The 14,576-nt window shown below is 62.4% G+C and carries 15 protein-coding genes; 7 read left to right on the top strand and 8 right to left on the bottom strand.

What is annotated here, in order from left to right; genetic code table 11:
- Positions 1 to 5: 5 nt before the first annotated feature.
- Entirely contained in the window at positions 6 to 428 is a 423-nt protein-coding gene (locus HMPREF3149_RS04245) for a hypothetical protein (protein ID WP_042528761.1), read from the bottom strand.
- A 36-nt stretch (positions 429 to 464) separates the two neighbouring features.
- On the opposite strand from HMPREF3149_RS04245, the gene HMPREF3149_RS04240 reads away from it, so the two are divergent.
- The 5 genes from HMPREF3149_RS04240 to HMPREF3149_RS04220 all read left to right on the top strand — a co-directional run bounded on the left by HMPREF3149_RS04240 (position 465) and on the right by HMPREF3149_RS04220 (position 8,453).
- Positions 465 to 743 carry a hypothetical protein gene (locus HMPREF3149_RS04240; RefSeq protein WP_042528759.1) on the top strand — a complete coding sequence of 93 codons (279 nt, stop codon included), beginning with the start codon at positions 465 to 467 and terminating at the stop codon, positions 741 to 743.
- A 150-nt stretch (positions 744 to 893) separates the two neighbouring features.
- Complete coding sequence (locus HMPREF3149_RS04235; RefSeq protein WP_042528757.1) at positions 894 to 2,309, top strand: decaprenylphosphoryl-beta-D-ribose oxidase; 1,416 nt, start codon at positions 894 to 896, stop codon at positions 2,307 to 2,309.
- A 14-nt stretch (positions 2,310 to 2,323) separates the two neighbouring features.
- A complete protein-coding gene (locus tag HMPREF3149_RS04230; RefSeq protein WP_042528754.1) occupies positions 2,324 to 3,082 on the top strand; it encodes a decaprenylphospho-beta-D-erythro-pentofuranosid-2-ulose 2-reductase in 759 nt (252 codons plus the stop codon).
- Between the two features lie 38 nt (positions 3,083 to 3,120).
- Positions 3,121 to 5,058 carry a galactan 5-O-arabinofuranosyltransferase gene (locus HMPREF3149_RS04225; RefSeq protein WP_070536849.1) on the top strand — a complete coding sequence of 646 codons (1,938 nt, stop codon included), beginning with the start codon at positions 3,121 to 3,123 and terminating at the stop codon, positions 5,056 to 5,058.
- A gap of 44 nt (positions 5,059 to 5,102) precedes the next feature.
- Complete coding sequence (locus HMPREF3149_RS04220) at positions 5,103 to 8,453, top strand: arabinosyltransferase domain-containing protein (RefSeq protein WP_070536848.1); 3,351 nt, start codon at positions 5,103 to 5,105, stop codon at positions 8,451 to 8,453.
- An 8-nt stretch (positions 8,454 to 8,461) separates the two neighbouring features.
- Here HMPREF3149_RS04220 and HMPREF3149_RS04215 read toward each other — a convergent pair whose 3' ends face one another.
- Both HMPREF3149_RS04215 and HMPREF3149_RS04210 read right to left on the bottom strand, forming a co-directional pair.
- The gene (locus tag HMPREF3149_RS04215; protein WP_070536847.1) at positions 8,462 to 9,316 is read right to left on the bottom strand and encodes an alpha/beta hydrolase; all 855 of its coding nucleotides are present in this window, start codon (positions 9,314 to 9,316) and stop codon (positions 8,462 to 8,464) included.
- Between the two features lie 14 nt (positions 9,317 to 9,330).
- Complete coding sequence (locus tag HMPREF3149_RS04210; protein ID WP_070536846.1) at positions 9,331 to 11,247, bottom strand: M13 family metallopeptidase; 1,917 nt, start codon at positions 11,245 to 11,247, stop codon at positions 9,331 to 9,333.
- Between the two features lie 42 nt (positions 11,248 to 11,289).
- Here HMPREF3149_RS04210 and HMPREF3149_RS04205 point away from each other — a divergent pair, with 42 nt between their 5' ends.
- Together HMPREF3149_RS04205 and HMPREF3149_RS04200 are read left to right on the top strand one after the other, a co-directional pair.
- Positions 11,290 to 11,784: a hypothetical protein gene (locus HMPREF3149_RS04205; RefSeq protein WP_070536845.1), complete on the top strand. Its 495-nt coding sequence runs from the start codon at positions 11,290 to 11,292 to the stop codon at positions 11,782 to 11,784.
- Entirely contained in the window at positions 11,781 to 12,623 is an 843-nt protein-coding gene (locus tag HMPREF3149_RS04200) for a PrsW family intramembrane metalloprotease (RefSeq protein WP_070536844.1), read from the top strand. The genes HMPREF3149_RS04205 and HMPREF3149_RS04200 overlap by 4 nt, the downstream gene beginning before the upstream one ends.
- Before the next feature lies 1 nt (position 12,624).
- On the opposite strand, the gene HMPREF3149_RS14005 is transcribed toward HMPREF3149_RS04200, so the two are convergent.
- Genes HMPREF3149_RS14005 through HMPREF3149_RS04180 form a run of 5 tightly spaced genes read right to left on the bottom strand, consistent with a single transcriptional unit; the run spans position 12,625 to position 14,571 of the window.
- Positions 12,625 to 12,747, bottom strand: a complete 123-nt coding sequence (locus tag HMPREF3149_RS14005; RefSeq protein WP_256366409.1) for a hypothetical protein — start codon at positions 12,745 to 12,747, stop codon at positions 12,625 to 12,627.
- A gap of 29 nt (positions 12,748 to 12,776) precedes the next feature.
- A complete protein-coding gene (locus HMPREF3149_RS04195) occupies positions 12,777 to 13,562 on the bottom strand; it encodes a hypothetical protein (protein ID WP_070536843.1) in 786 nt (261 codons plus the stop codon).
- Between the two features lie 29 nt (positions 13,563 to 13,591).
- Positions 13,592 to 13,900 (bottom strand): DMT family transporter, encoded by a 309-nt coding sequence (locus HMPREF3149_RS04190; protein ID WP_070536842.1) that lies wholly within the window; start codon positions 13,898 to 13,900, stop codon positions 13,592 to 13,594.
- A complete protein-coding gene (locus HMPREF3149_RS04185) occupies positions 13,897 to 14,247 on the bottom strand; it encodes a DMT family transporter (protein ID WP_070536841.1) in 351 nt (116 codons plus the stop codon). The genes HMPREF3149_RS04190 and HMPREF3149_RS04185 overlap by 4 nt, the downstream gene beginning before the upstream one ends.
- Positions 14,248 to 14,262: 15 nt before the next feature.
- Entirely contained in the window at positions 14,263 to 14,571 is a 309-nt protein-coding gene (locus HMPREF3149_RS04180) for an MGMT family protein (RefSeq protein WP_042528736.1), read from the bottom strand.
- Positions 14,572 to 14,576 lie beyond the last annotated feature (5 nt).

The raw sequence follows: 14,576 nt of genomic DNA, 5'->3' as shown, positions 1-14,576 counted from the left end.
CACTTTTAGCTGTGGGCGGCGTGCTCGCGGGCCTCCAGCTCACTGAAAAGGAAGGTTAGAGCAGCACCAATGGCGCCCCACAGGGTCCACGGCTTGGACACACCGCGGCGGCGGGTGAAGCTCACGATGCCCTGTTGGATCTTGATGTTCAACCAGCCACCGAGTACCAGAATGGCAAAGGCTACGGGGATGGCCCACGCAGGGACGTCGGGAAGCTCCGGCTCTGGTCGGTCCTCGTGGCTTTCTGCATTAGTAATAGCCACCAGCGCGCCGAATCCGAGGAAAGACAAGATGTAGGCGCACACAAGCGCGGTCTTGTTCTTAATCCAATCCGGGAATGCCGTCATAATTCCTACTGCAGCGGCCTGGGTAATGCGGCCGGGCAGGGTGTCATCCAGCGCGTAGTTGTCAGTCTTGGGAGTAGTCATATCGCCCTACTGTAGGCGGGCGGTAGGCTACCGTGCATGTACTCCTCTAAAAAAGAGCACCTCACCCCAGCACAGCGCGCGGCTCACGACGACCGCGCCGAAGATGACAAGCGCCACGGCCACTTCCTGGCCACTGAACACACCGCGCTGCCTCTCGACGGTTTCATGACCAGGCTCATTGCTGAGGAACTGCCGATCCTCGATTCCGCTTCACGCGGCCGGGTGTACGAGATTCTTCGCGAATATGAGGGGCCCGAGATCACTACTCAGGAGGAGCTCCCGGACGAGATTCGGGACATCATGGATCTGCACTAGCCCATCACCACACCCCACACGATCAGACAGTACGCCTGTCCGGTTTGTTTTGTATGTGTACCTAATCTCACGTTTTCCCTCACGCCATCTGTCTCTCTTGCTATGTAGGGTGGAGAATCGACCCATCACATCGAGTCAAAAGAAGAAGAGATGGAACTGCATACTACTGAGAAGTCCCTCTACGGTTGGGGCCGCACTGCGCCGTCAACCGCCCACGTCCTGTCCACCCCGGACATCGACGTCATCAAGTCCGCCGTTGCCCAGGTTGCTGAGGACAACGCCGACAAGCCTTCCCACCTCCGTCGCGGTGTCATCGCCCGAGGCATGGGCCGCTCCTACGGTGACCCCGCTCAAAACGGCGGCGGCTTGGTCATCGACATGCAGGCCCTCAACAAGATCCACTCCATCGATCCGGAGTCGGGCATCGTTGACGTCGACGGCGGCGTCACCCTGGACCAGCTCATGAAGGCTGCCCTGCCGTACGGCCTGTGGGTACCGGTTCTGCCGGGCACCCGCCAGGTCACCATCGGTGGCGCCATTGGTCCGGACATTCACGGCAAGAACCACCACTCCGCCGGTTCCTTCGGTAACCACGTCACCTCTATGGAGCTGCTCGTTGCCGACGGTCGCGTCCTCCATCTGACCCCGGATGGATCAGATGAGGATCCAACAGGAGAACTCTTCTGGGCCACTGTTGGTGGCATGGGCCTGACCGGCATCATCCTGCGCGCGCAGATCAAGATGACCAAGACGGAGACCGCGTACTTCATCGCGGACACCGACCGCACGGATAACCTTGACGAGACCGTCGCGTTCCACTCTGACGGTTCGGAGCACAACTACACATACTCCTCCGCGTGGTTCGACGTCATCTCCCCGGAACCGAAGCTCGGACGCTCCACCATTTCCCGTGGCTCCTTGGCCACCCTGGCACAGCTCGAGGAGCTGGCCCCGAAGCTGGCCAAGGATCCGCTGAAGTTCAATGCTCCGCAACTCATGACCGTTCCGGACATCTTCCCGAACTTCACCATGAACAAGCTGTCTCTCATGGCCATTGGTGAGGCTTACTACCTCATGGGCTCTCCAGCCCGTAACCAAGTCAAGAACCTCACGCAGTTCTACCAGCCGCTGGATCTCATCGGCGAGTGGAACCGCGGCTACGGATCCAATGGCTTCCTGCAGTACCAGTTCGTCGTGCCGATGGACGCGGTCGAGCCTTTCAAGGACATCATCCGCGATATACAAAAGTCCGGCCACTACTCCGCGCTCAACGTGTTTAAGCTCTTCGGCCCGGGCAACAGGGCCCCGCTGTCCTACCCGATGCCGGGCTGGAACGTCTGCGTGGACTTCCCCATCAAGCCGGGCTTGGGCGCCTTCCTCGATGATCTGGACAAGCGCGTCATGGAGTTCGGCGGCCGCCTCTACCTGGCTAAGGAGTCCCGCACCTCGGCGGAAAACTTCCACACGATGTACCCAGGCCTGGAAGGTTGGCTCAAGACCCGCAACGACATCGACCCGACCGGTGTCTTCGCCTCCGACATGTCCCGCCGCCTCGAGCTGCACTAGAAAGGAATCACCTCATGCTGAATGCAGTAGGCCAAGCACAACACATCCTCCTTCTCGGTGGCACCTCCGAGATCGGCCTGGGCATCGTCGAGGAATTCCTCGATCGCGGCCCCGCCAAGGTCACCCTCGCTGCTCGCCCGGACTCCCCGCGCATCGCGCAGGCACAGGCCACCCTGGAATCCCGCGGTGCTGACGTTGAGGTCATCGATTTTGACGCTACGGACTTCGAGGCCCACCCGGGCGTCATCAAGCGCGCGTTTGAGCGTGGTGACGTCGACATCGCCATCGTCGCCTTCGGCACCTTGGGCGACCAGGAAGAACTGTGGCAGGACCAGGCCAAGGCCGTGGCTTCTGCGCAGACCAACTACACCGCACCGGTGTCCCTCGGCGTGCTCCTGGGGCAGAAGTTCAAGGAGCAGGGCCACGGCACCATCGTGGCGCTGTCCTCCGTCGCGGGCATGCGCGTGCGTCGCTCCAACTTTGTCTACGGTGCCTCCAAGGCTGGTGTCGATGGCTTCTTCATCAATCTCGGTGAGGCCCTGCGCGGTTCCGGCGCTAAGGTGCTTGTAGTCCGCCCAGGCCAAGTCCGCACGAAGATGTCGGCGGATGCCGGCGAAGCTCCGCTGACCGTCAACGTCTCTGACGTGGCCAAGGCCACCGTCAAGGCCGTTCTGGACGGTAAGCAATCCATCTACGTGCACCCGCTCTTCGAGTACGTGTCCTTGGGCTTCAAGTTCATCCCACAGGCGATCTTCCGAAAGCTACCGTTCTAAAGTTCCTCTAAGTCCGTGGCGTGTGGGAGACTTGTAGCATGACTGAGTCCCCCGCCATGGAATATGACGTCGACCGTCTGTCACGTCGCGCCTGCCTCGTGGGCATCGTCGCCGCCGCTTTCGGCGGCGGCCTTGTCACCCTTCTCGGGTTCTTTGCCTTCAAGACGGTCTCTCTACCGGCGTTTAGCACGTCCATGGTCACTCGTGCGTTGAGCACGACGGGCACGGTGCTCACTGTCGGCCTCGTCGGAGCTCTGTGCGTGTGGTGGCTCTTCGATGAGCACAAAGATGCGGTCAACCAGCGCCCGCGCTGGCGCACCTGGCTCACCACTGCCGTGTGTTACCTCTCCCCCGCGCTCCTCACCCTGGCCACCATCGGCCTGCCACTATCAGCCTCGCGCCTCTGGCTCGACGGCGTCCAGGTGGACCAGGTGTTCCGCACCCAGTTCCTGACGCGACTGACGGAGACAAGCTCGTATGCGGACATGAACTACGAGGGCTTGCCCACCTTCTACCCCCTGGGTTGGTTCTGGATGGGCGGCCGCTTGGCCAACCTTCTCTCTATGCCCGGCTGGGAGGTGTATCAGCCATGGGCGCTGATCTCCCTGTCGGTGGCCGGCTGCATCTTGGTTCCGCTGTGGCAGCGCCTAGTCGCTTCTCTGCCCGTGGCCACCGCCATCGCGCTGACCACCACTGCAATCACGCTCACCATCGGTGCTGAGGAGCCCTACTCGGCGGTTATCGCCATGGGCGTTCCAGCCGTAGCCATCCTGTGCTCCCGCGCATATGACGGCTCCTGGCTTTCCACTCTTGCTATTGCCCTCTACCTGGGCATCTCCGCGTGTTTCTACACGCTGTACACGGGTGCTGTCGCGCTCACCATCGTCAGCCTCATCGCCCTCGTCGTCTGCGTCTCCGAGCGCACGTGGCAGCCCGTCGTGCACCTCGCTGCGATTGCCGCAGGCTCACTGGCCATCGCAGCCATTGCCTGGGCTCCCTACATCAACGGCGTCCTCCGTGCCTCCGCGCCCTTGGAATCCGCAGCGCAGCATTACCTTCCGGAGGAAGGCACCCAAATCCCAGCGCCATTCCTGTCGCTGTCCGTCATCGGACTGCTCAGCATCATCGGCCTGGTCTACCTCGTGCTGCGCATCGATGAGCCAGATCTCCGCGCACTGAGCACCGCGCTCGTAGGAACCTACCTGTGGACGGTGGCGTCCATGGTCATGACGCTGGCAGGTCACACGCTGCTGGGATTCCGCCTCGAAGTTATGGTGGTTGTCCTCTTCGCCACAGCCGGTATCCTCGCACTCGCGGACGTCCGCCTCATGGGCCTTCCCACGCTGTATCCGGAGCGCTTCACTGAAAGCATGAGCAAGCGCGTTACGGCGGCCTTTGCCCTCATCTTGGGCATTGGTGGCATTTACTACGCACAGCAGATTCCGGCCACCAACGAGACAGCGCTGGATCATGCCTACACCGACACCGACGGCTACGGCGAACGCGCTGACCGCTACACCAGTGATTCTGCTGCCAACTACGGCAAGATTCGCCAGTTTATCGATGCACAAGGTTACGAAGCCGCGGACACCGTGGTGCTCACGGATGAAAAACTCTTCATGGCGTACAACCCCTACTACGGGTTCAACGCATTCACCAGTCACTACGCCAACCCGCTCGGTGAGTTCAACACCCGCAACCTGCAGATTGAAGATTGGGCTAAGCGGTCCTGGGAGCAGAACCCAGAGGAATTTGCGAAGTCTCTCGATTCATCTCCGTGGCGTGGGCCGGATGTCCTCATTTTCCGCGGCGATCTGGAAGAGCCGGGCGATGGCTACAAGACGCACTTGGCGGAAGACATCTACCCGAACCAGCCCAACGTGCGCTACCGCGCCGTCTTCTTCAACCCAGATGTCTTTGAGAAGGGCTGGGAAACCACCCAGATCGGTCCCTTCGTTGTGGCGGCACGTTCCTAAGAGCGTTTCTCAATAAGGCGAGGCAGTGACGTAGACTGATCGCCGTGTCAGATAGGAAAACCTCAGCACCGCAGTCCCTGCGGCTCACCGCCATCATTGCCGGACTCATCGGCTTCCTGTGCTTTGTAGCCACGCCACTGCTGCCAGTCAATCAGACCCAGTCCTCCTTCGACTGGCCGCAGCAGGACTCCCTGCAGTCCATCAACGCACCGCTCATCTCAGTGGCGCCGGAGGAGATTGAAGCAGAGATCCCACTGGTGGCCGTCGACAAGCTGCGCGATGGCCAGGACCTGCTCTACGGCACCATCCCGCCGGAGTCGAAGAAGGCCTCCAACCGCGGCATGTTCGTCCGTGCCGGCGAGGATGGCTTGTCGGTGACCAGCCTCGATGAAGTAGTGTTCTCCCTTACCCCGGAGCAGGTGGCCAAGCTGCCTGACGACGCCTCCCTCCGCATCGATTCCACCGAAGAGGCCACCACTGTCTCACTGGGCACGTACTCGAAGACCTCCGAGGAGGACCTGCGCCCGCAGGTCACCGGTGTCTACACCGAGATCGATAACACTCCGGAGAACCTGCAGGCGCTGGACAGCGACCTGCGCATCCACGTGGAGGTCAACTCCCGCTTCACCTCGTCACCAACAGCACTGAAGCTCATCGCCATGTGGCTGGGCTTGGCCATGGTCGTGATCAGCCTTGTATGTCTGTGGCGCATCGACCGTCTCGACGGCAAGCGCTTCGGCTTTATGCCGGAGACGTGGACGCAGATTCGCCCGCTCGATGGCGTGGTGGCCGCAGTCCTGGGCTGGTGGTACATCTTCGGCTCCAACACGTCGGACGATGGCTTCATCCTCACCATGGGCCGCGTATCGGATCACGCGACCTATATGGCGAACTACTACCGCTGGTACGGCGTTCCTGAGGCACCGTTTGGCGCGCCCTACTATGACCTCGTCGCCTGGCTGGCGCAGCTGTCCAGCACATCTGTTGTTGTGCGCCTGCCATCGCTGATCTCCGCGCTCATCATTTGGTTTATCCTCTCGCGGGAGATGCTGCCGCGCTTTGGCGGTCGCGTCAATGACCGGCGCCTCGCGCACTGGACCGCGGCGTTAATGTTCCTGGCCTTCTGGCTGCCCTACAACAACGGCATTCGCCCCGAGCCCATCGTGGCGCTGGGCGTCATGGTGACCTGGGCTTCCTTTGAACGCGCGATTTCCACGCACCGCCTTCTGCCTGCTGCCGTGGGCACCATCGTGGCCAGCATTACCTTGGCGGCAGGCCCCACGGGCCTCACCGCTGTGGGAATCTTCCTGGTCTGCCTCCCGGCGCTCTTCCGCATCATGGGCGAGCGCGCCCCGCAGGTGGGCTGGCTAGCTCTCATTGCGCCTTTCCTCGCCAGCGGCACGGCCGTTATGGTGGCGGCCTTTGGTGACCAGACCCTGGCCAGCGTCCTCGAGTCCACACGCGTGCGCTCCCAGGTCGGCCCCTCCCTGCCGTGGTATTCCGAGTTCGTGCGCTACGCCACGCTCTTTGAGCCTTCCGTGGATGGTTCGCTCACGCGCCGCTTTGCCATGTTCACCATGATCTTCTGCTTGGCGCTCATCATCTACGCCTTCATCAAGAACCACCGCGTGGTCGGCGCGGAGGTCGGACCTACCCAGCGCCTGCTGGCCATCATGGCGCTCTCGGCTTTCTTCCTCATGTTTACCCCAACGAAGTGGACGCACCACTTCGGTATCTATGCAGGTATTGCCGGTGTCATCGCCGCGCTTGGCTCCGTGGTGCTCTCCCAGATCGCCCTGCGCTCGCCCCGTGCGCGCACCTTCTCCATCGCCGCGGTCATTTTCCTCATGGCTATCTCGTTGGGCGGCTGGAATGCCTGGTGGTACGTGTCCTCCTTCGGCATCCCGTGGTGGGACCGCACCGTCCAGTTCAAGGCTATTGAGGCCAATACCGTCGTCCTGGCCATCGGCATGGTGGTACTGGCGATTGGCCTGTACCAGTCACTCATCCACGATTACCGCAAGAACAAGGCCGAGGCCAACGGCACACTCGAAGACTTTGAGAAGGCGTCCGCGGCCAAGGTTTCGCGCTGGGCTGGTGCTATGTCAGCGCCGATCGCTATCGCCTGCGCCCTCATCGTGGCGTTCTCCTGCGCTTCCTTTGCCAAAGGCTATGTGGCCCAAGCAGATTCCTACTCGGTGGGCAAGGGCAACCTGGCGTCCCTGCGTGGAGACACCTGCTCACTGGCAGATTCCACCCTGGTGGAGACCAACACCAACGACGCCTTCCTCACGCCCGTCAAGGGAGAATTCAAGGATTCGCTCGTTGACAAGAAGGAAGACAACTACGGTTTCGGCCCCAACCTGATCAAGGAGGATATCGAGCCGGAGAACCTCAACTCGGCGTCGGTAGGCGCCATTGCGAACAGCACCGGGGATAGCGCCGCCACCTCCAATGAACAGAAGGAGGCCACCACCACCGGCACCGCCGAACACGAGGAGAAGGCCACCGAGGTCACCGATTCCTCCGCGGGTGGTGTGCGTGGTACCCGCGGCGTGAATGGTTCGGAGATGCACCTGCCCTTCAACTTGGACTACACGAAGGTCCCGGTCATGGGCTCCTATTCGGAATCCCAGCGCTCCACCGCCACCATCACGACACAGTGGTACAACCTGCCGGAGGAGACCGAGGACACCCCCGTTCTGGCGGTGTCCGCCGCCGGCAAGATTTACCACCATGATGTCAACGGCGTGGAGCAGGAGGGCACCGAACTCACCTTGGAGTACGGCACGCTCAAGGATGGCACGGTGACGAACAAAGGTGAAGCCGAGCTTTCCGACGTCGGCGCAACCCCCAAGTGGCGCAACCTCCGCATCGCCCGCAAGGACCTTCCTGAGGAGGCCAACGTTGTGCGCCTCGTTGCGGTTGATGATTCCACCGACGAGGACGACTGGATGGCATTTACCCCGCCGCGCGTTCCGGAGCTGGCCTCTATCAACTCGCAGTTCGATGCCGAGACCCCGGCCCTGCTGGACTGGTCGGTGGCGCTGCAGTTCCCCTGCCAGCGCACCTTTGACCACTATGCGGGCGTGACGGAGATTCCGGAGTTCCGCATTCTTCCCGACGCCGCCGCGCAGACCTCCCTGACGGACTTCCAGTCCTTCTCCGGTGGCGGTGCGATGGCTACCGCGGAGGCTGTGAACTACTCCTACGAGATCCCGAGCTACCTCACCAACGATTGGGCGCGCGACTGGGGCTCGATTGAGAAATACGAGCTGCGCACCAATTCCCTGGGCGAGGCCCCAGCGGAGGCGGATATCGACCTCGAGGTCATCCAGCGCTCCGGGCTGTGGAAGAACTCAGAGATGAAAATTCGCCCCGAGTGGGAGCAGTAACTGACAATCTAGGCAGGTGAAGCGGCGGACTTCAAAAACTCCGCCGTCTCTGTAATGCGCTGGCGAGCTACCGCTGGGGTGGAGATGCGGTGCATCGACACGTACTCGGCTGTTTCCGCCCCGGGGATCTCCACGCGCTGAGCAATCTCGTCCTGCAGCGCGGTCTGCACAAGGATGCGCGAGTAAACACCGGGGAGCTTTTCCACGTCAATGGCGTAGTTATTGCGGATATCCTCCGGCAGCTTGGCTAGGGCGCCAAAGTCGGGGTAGGTGGCCAGGAGGGCGTCGGCAGGCACCAGCGCCGCAAGGGCCGCGCCGGAAGAATAACCCCACACCGTGACGTGCTCAGCGCCCTGGGCGCGGGCATAGTCGATGGCTTTCTGAACGGACTCGACCATCTGCGCCACGGTGTGCTCGGGCGCGAGCGGATAGTCCACATCAATGATGGTCGTGCCCGACAGCTGCGCCGCCGCGGCAACCTCAGGGCGCCACTGCATCTCCAGTGCCTGCCCATCACCGCGCCACCAGCCACCCGAATGCAGGGATACCGCCCAGCGGCTGCCGTCAGCATCGGACGGGGTAAAGACCGCGCCGACCTCAGACTCCGTGACCGTCACGCCCTCCGTGAAGGCAGTTCCGGGCAGCGAATGATCCACCGCAGAGCCCAGCACCATCATGGAGGCCTGCACGATGCGGTCCGGCAGCAGTGCGCAATAGCGATCCGCCTCCGGCGAGCCACCACCGGCCCACGGTGGGCGGAAGTCCGGCAACGGGTAGTGCACCTCCATGTAGGAGGAGAGCTGCTCCAGCTGCTGTTCCGGCGTTAGCTGGCGGTCTTGGCCGCCGATGGTCCACTCACTCATGGCCCCCAAGGGTACTACCAGATAGTGACGCGCTCCTCCGGCGCGATGCCGCCCTCCACATCGAAAGCCTCGTAGAACTCATCAATGTTGTCCGCAATAATGTTGCAGCGGAACTCCGCCGGGGAGTGCGGGTCGATGGCAAGGTACTGGGTCGCCATCTCTGGGCGGATAGCCGTGCGCCACACCCGCGCCCATGCCAGGAAGAAACGCTGCAGACCGGTGTACTCGTGCTCCGCCAGTTCCGGCTCGGCACCCTCGGCCTCGAAGGGTGCTACCTGGCCGTTGATGTCTAGGCCCTTATCTGCGCAGTAGTTCTTGTAGGCCACCACGGCGATGCCGAGTCCGCCCAGGTCACCGATGTTCTCTCCGAGGGTAAAGCTGCCGTTCACACCCGCGGAATCGGTGCCCTCAAGCACCTTCGGCACCTTTCCCTGATACTGATCCACGAGCTTGGCGGTGAGCTTCTCAAAAGCGGCGCGGTCCTCCTCGGTCCACCAGGAATTGAGGTTGCCCTGGCCGTCATACTGCGAGCCCTGATCGTCAAAGCCGTGGCCGATTTCATGGCCGATGACCGCGCCAATCGCGCCGAAGTTCTCCGCGGCATCTGCGTCCGGGTTATAAAACGGCGGGCGCAGGATAGCGGCCGGGAAAGTGATGTCATTGACCACCGGGTTATAGAAGGCGTTGACGGTTTGCGGGGTGGAGAACCACTCATCGCGATCAGCCGGCTTGCCAATCTTGGCCAGCTCATAGTCGTGGTTCCAGGCGCTACCTGCGCGCACATTCGCCACTAGGTCCGCGCCCTTCGGTGAGAACTTCAGGTCAGAGTAGTCACGCCACGTGTCGGGATAGCCAATCTTGGCCTTGAACTGAGAAAGCTTCTCCAACGCGCGCTCGCGCGTGGCCGGGGTCATCCACTCCAGTTGGGAGATGCGCTCGCGGTAGGCAGCCGTGAGGTAGTCCACGAGCTCATCCATCTCCGACTTCGAGGAGGGCGGGAAGTGCTTATCCACAAAAACCTTGCCAATTTCCTGGCCCACCATGTTCTCCGCCAAGCCCACAGCGCGCTTCCAGCGGTCACGCTGCTCCGTGGCGCCGGAGAGAGTCGTTCCATAGAACTCGAAGTTGTTCTTACCAATCTCCTCGGTGAGGTACGGTGCACGGGAGAGCAGGATGTGCCACGTGGCCCACAGCTGCCAATCCGCCATACGGCCGACGGTAAACAGGCCCTCGAGGTGCTCAAAGTAGGAGGGCATCATGGCCACCACGCGGTGCTCGGGCAGGCCCCCACCGTTCAGGATGGCACGGGTAATGCTCGGCAGCTTATCGACGTCCACCGGGTTGTACGTCTTCACCGCATCGCGGGCAGCCACCACATTCCAGTGCCCAGCCGCGATCTCTTTCTCCAGAGCCACGATGCGGGTTGCAGCTGCCTCCGCGCCGAGGCCGAAGAGGCGCGCTGGGTCAAGGAAGCCCAGCATGGCTTCCACATGCTTCTCGTAAGCGGCGAGGATCTCAGCGTGGGCCTCCTCGCGGTAGTAGGCCTCATCGGGCAGACCCAGGCCGGACTGAATAATGTATGCCACCGCCTCCTCGGAGCCGGAGTCCTTCTCCACCCAGAACGTCACCGGAGCGCCAATGCCCTCGCGCTCGAGTTTGCCCAGGTTGTGGGCCAGCTCTTCCGGGGTGGCGGCAACCAGCTTGTCTAGATCGGCGGCCAGCGGTGCGGTGCCAGCAGCGTTCACACCCTCGGTATCCATGTGGGAGGCATACAGGGTGCCGGGGCGTCCGGTGTCCTCCTTGACAATCTCGTGGACGAGCTCCTCGGCTTCGTCGCGCAGCGCGTGGAACGTGCCATCGACGGCGCGGTCATCGGGGATCACGTGGGACTCAATCCAGGGGCCATTAACAAATTGGTACAGATCCTTCATGCACTTCACTCTATGTCAGAAGCACGCGTTAATGTGGTGCCCATGACTTCCTATCGTTTCCCGCCGGCGAAGATGACAGGGCCCTTCTTCGCGGTGCTGGGCGCAACCGTCCTCGTCCTCGGTACGCCCGCAGTGCTGAGCCTGGCCCTGCCAGAACAGGAACCTGAGCTCGAAGACGTGGTGCTGGATGACCCCGACTGGCGCCAGCCCATCGACGGCCTCAAGTGCAGCGTCAACCATGATTCCATGGCCAACCAGGCGTGGGACTGTGGCGATACCTTGGTCGAGGCCTATGTGACCGAGGGCGTCGACGACGATGCTCTCGCCCTGCGCCGAGGGGTACGCGCCACATCCTTTGGACGCATGCCGGCGGAATCGGAGGTCACGGATCAGGACGGCATCCTTGTCCTTGGAACGTATGACGTCGTTCCGATCTACGCCTTCAGCGTCGCCAAAGGCGACCTCAACTATCAGATCATCTTCTCCGATGGTGAGCCCGCCGATCTCGCCGAACAGTTTATGGAGGCCTTCCGATGAGCAAGATTTTCCGAGTCACCCTGTGGATCATCATTGGCCTGTGCTTGCCGTGGTCACTGCTCAACCTAGCCGTGACCTTCTTCGTCGCGCCGCTGCCAGGCCTAGTCAGCGTGCTTATCGGCGTGGGCTTCCTCGCACTGGGCCTTTTCCTGTGGAGCCGGAGTCCGATGTGGGCGCGGCCGGGGAAAGGGTGGGCGTCGGCAAGCGTGCTGTGGGGCGCCGGCGCCGCGGTATCTCTCGCGTTACTTACCGCCACACCACTTACCGATCTCAGCGTCGGCATCGGCTGGGAGGAGTCCATGATGTCCTGGGGCGGCGCCTATCCGGAGGAATTCGCCAAGGCCCTCGGCGTGGTTTTCGTCCTGCTGAGCTTCCGCCAGCTCAACCGCCCCTGGCACGGGTTTATCGTGGGCGCGCTCGTGGGCTGGGGCTTCGAAGTCTTAGAAAATACCCTCTACGCTTCCATGGGCGCCTTGATGCACCCCACCTCGGACTGGATTGGCATGCTGCAAATGTGGGGCCTGCGCCTCGTGGCAGGTCCGTGCCTGCACATGAGTTTTACGGCCATCGCCGGTTTCGGCATTGGCTGGGCTATCTATGCCGCCCATAAGCCCTGGTGGTGGCGCCTCGGCATCGGCGTGGGCGCGCTGTTCGTCTCCTTCTGTCTCCACTTCGCGTGGAACTACATGTGGGATGCGACCTGGCAGCTGATTGCGCAGTACATCCTGGTGGCACTCATCATGTACCCGTTGGTCATCTACCTTGGCATCCGCGCCCACCGCCTTGCCAAGGCCGATGACACCTATTCACACTCGCCGGGAGCAGTGAGCCTGCAGTGAATTAGTCGAACTGGCCCTGCACAATCGCCGCGACGGTGGCGGCGATCGTGGTAAGGGAGCGCAGGGGTTCCTTCAGGACTGTAGGGCGTCCCCCGGCGCGGCGCGGCTGGAGGGTGAAAATCACCCGGGCGAACATATATCAGGTTCGTATGATTAGCACACATGAGAGGAGCTCGGTACACGGCGCTTGAGCTCCTCGCAGGCTCGATCGCGCAGGTCCTGCGGCGTCGGCGCGGCTGGTGGCGCGGGCACCTGGGGTGCTGCGGGCAGGACCTCGACGGCCCCAAGGACATCCGCGGTGAGGTCGGCTGGGGAGCCATAGGTGTTCGCCGCCACGGTATAGCCCGGGCCAAAGGACGCGGTGGCATGCACCTGGCGGTCATCCGACCAGCCAAACTTCGTCCCCAGAATGCCGGGTATCTGCGCGGTGCCGAAATCTTGGCGGTAACCATCGGCCGCTGCGGGCGCTGCCGTGGCCATGCCCTTCATGATGGGAGCGGCAGCCGGATCCGTTGAAATAACACCCACGAAGCGCGCGAGATCCTCTGTTGACGTCGTGGTCAGACCCCAGTAGCCGTTGTGGTGGGTCTCTCCCAGGTGATACTCCGCGATGATGGACGGGATAGCCTGCGGATATTTCCGCTCCAGGTCACCCGCAGTGGCATCTTCGGAGAAGCGAATCATGTTCTCCACGCGGGCTTTGTCCTCCGGCGCACCGTATTTGAGCACCCACGTGCCCAGGTACAACTTCACCAGGCTCAAGGCTGGGCGTGACTCGTGGCTGTTGGGCGTGGAGACGACGTTGCCGTCGGCATAGCGCACGGTCATCTGGGTGCGCGGCGGAACCTTGTTTGGGTCAAAGGTCATCCCCTGGGCTGCTGGCGCAGCAGCGAGGGTGGCGGTGAGGGCGAGCGCGAAAGCTCCAGTTTTTGTCAACACACGTCACAGCCTAGTCCTCGCCACGGCGTTTACCCCATGTCCACAAGGAGTACTCCCCCAATAATCAGCGCCACGCCCAGTCCTTTGAGCCACGTAAACGGCTCGCGAAACAGCGCATAGGAGGCCAGCGCGGTGAGCGCGACGCCGGATGCGGTCCAGATGCCATAGGCCACGCCGAGCGGCATGCCCGCGCGCAGCGCGAGCGACAAGAAAGCATAAGAGGACACGTACGCCACCACGACCCACGCAATCCAGGCCTTGTGGCCGTGTACGGCAAGCATCCGCAAGCCCAATGTTCCGGCCACTTCAATCAGGATGGCAAGAGCAAGCCAGATCACGGCGTCACCTCCGTCAGCTCTGTCTTCGGCTCACGCCCGCCCATCTCCACGCAGGCCACGCCAGCGATGATGCAGGCCATGCCCACCAGCATGAGCGGTGTGAGCTGCTCGCCGAAGAAGAGCGCGGACAGCCCCGCGGTGAGGACCACGCCCGTGGCACCCCAGATGCCATAGGCCGCGCCCACATGCATGCCGCAGCGCAGCACCTGGTGCAGCGAAGAAAACGCCACGATATAGCCCACCACCACGACGCCGTAGACCACCGGGTGCTCCAGCGCTACTTTGAGACACAGCGTCGCGGTGACCTCGCTGAGGATGGCGACGGTGAGGAAAAACCAGGCGCGCATCACGTGTCCTTTCACTTATGGGGCATGCTTGCCGACGTCTCCCAGATCCCCCGCATCCAGCCCACACTCCGCCAGCACTACACGATTTCCGTTGTGTGGAATCCCCTCCGCATCCCAGTGGTCCTGGGCAGCAGAAGAGTGGGTACGGCCTGTGCTGTTGACCACGCGCCACCAGGGCAGGTCAGCTCCCTTCGACATCACCCAACCCACATAGCGAGCGCCCACGCCAGCCACCTTGGCAATTTCGCCGTAGGTGGAGACGTTGCCGGGCGGGATGCGGCGCACGACTGCCCGCACATCATCCACGCGCGTATCGGTGCTCATTTGTT

Source organism: Corynebacterium sp. HMSC05E07, assembly GCF_001807225.1.
Classification (GTDB): Bacteria; Actinomycetota; Actinomycetes; order Mycobacteriales; family Mycobacteriaceae; genus Corynebacterium; species Corynebacterium singulare.
This window is presented reverse-complemented; position numbering and strand designations above follow the sequence as displayed.

What these genes read in the sequence shown, in the direction of transcription:
- HMPREF3149_RS04205 (WP_070536845.1), top strand. Translation starts at nt 11,290, where the DNA reads ATGACTTCCTATCGTTTCCCGCCGGCGAAGATGACAGGGCCCTTCTTC.
- HMPREF3149_RS04210 (WP_070536846.1), bottom strand. Translation starts at nt 11,247, where the DNA reads ATGAAGGATCTGTACCAATTTGTTAATGGCCCCTGGATTGAGTCCCAC.
- HMPREF3149_RS04225 (WP_070536849.1), top strand. Translation starts at nt 3,121, where the DNA reads ATGACTGAGTCCCCCGCCATGGAATATGACGTCGACCGTCTGTCACGT.
- HMPREF3149_RS04230 (WP_042528754.1), top strand. Translation starts at nt 2,324, where the DNA reads ATGCTGAATGCAGTAGGCCAAGCACAACACATCCTCCTTCTCGGTGGC.
- HMPREF3149_RS04215 (WP_070536847.1), bottom strand. Translation starts at nt 9,316, where the DNA reads ATGAGTGAGTGGACCATCGGCGGCCAAGACCGCCAGCTAACGCCGGAA.
- HMPREF3149_RS04240 (WP_042528759.1), top strand. Translation starts at nt 465, where the DNA reads ATGTACTCCTCTAAAAAAGAGCACCTCACCCCAGCACAGCGCGCGGCT.
- HMPREF3149_RS04180 (WP_042528736.1), bottom strand. Translation starts at nt 14,571, where the DNA reads ATGAGCACCGATACGCGCGTGGATGATGTGCGGGCAGTCGTGCGCCGC.
- HMPREF3149_RS04235 (WP_042528757.1), top strand. Translation starts at nt 894, where the DNA reads ATGGAACTGCATACTACTGAGAAGTCCCTCTACGGTTGGGGCCGCACT.
- HMPREF3149_RS04200 (WP_070536844.1), top strand. Translation starts at nt 11,781, where the DNA reads ATGAGCAAGATTTTCCGAGTCACCCTGTGGATCATCATTGGCCTGTGC.
- HMPREF3149_RS04185 (WP_070536841.1), bottom strand. Translation starts at nt 14,247, where the DNA reads ATGCGCGCCTGGTTTTTCCTCACCGTCGCCATCCTCAGCGAGGTCACC.
- HMPREF3149_RS04245 (WP_042528761.1), bottom strand. Translation starts at nt 428, where the DNA reads ATGACTACTCCCAAGACTGACAACTACGCGCTGGATGACACCCTGCCC.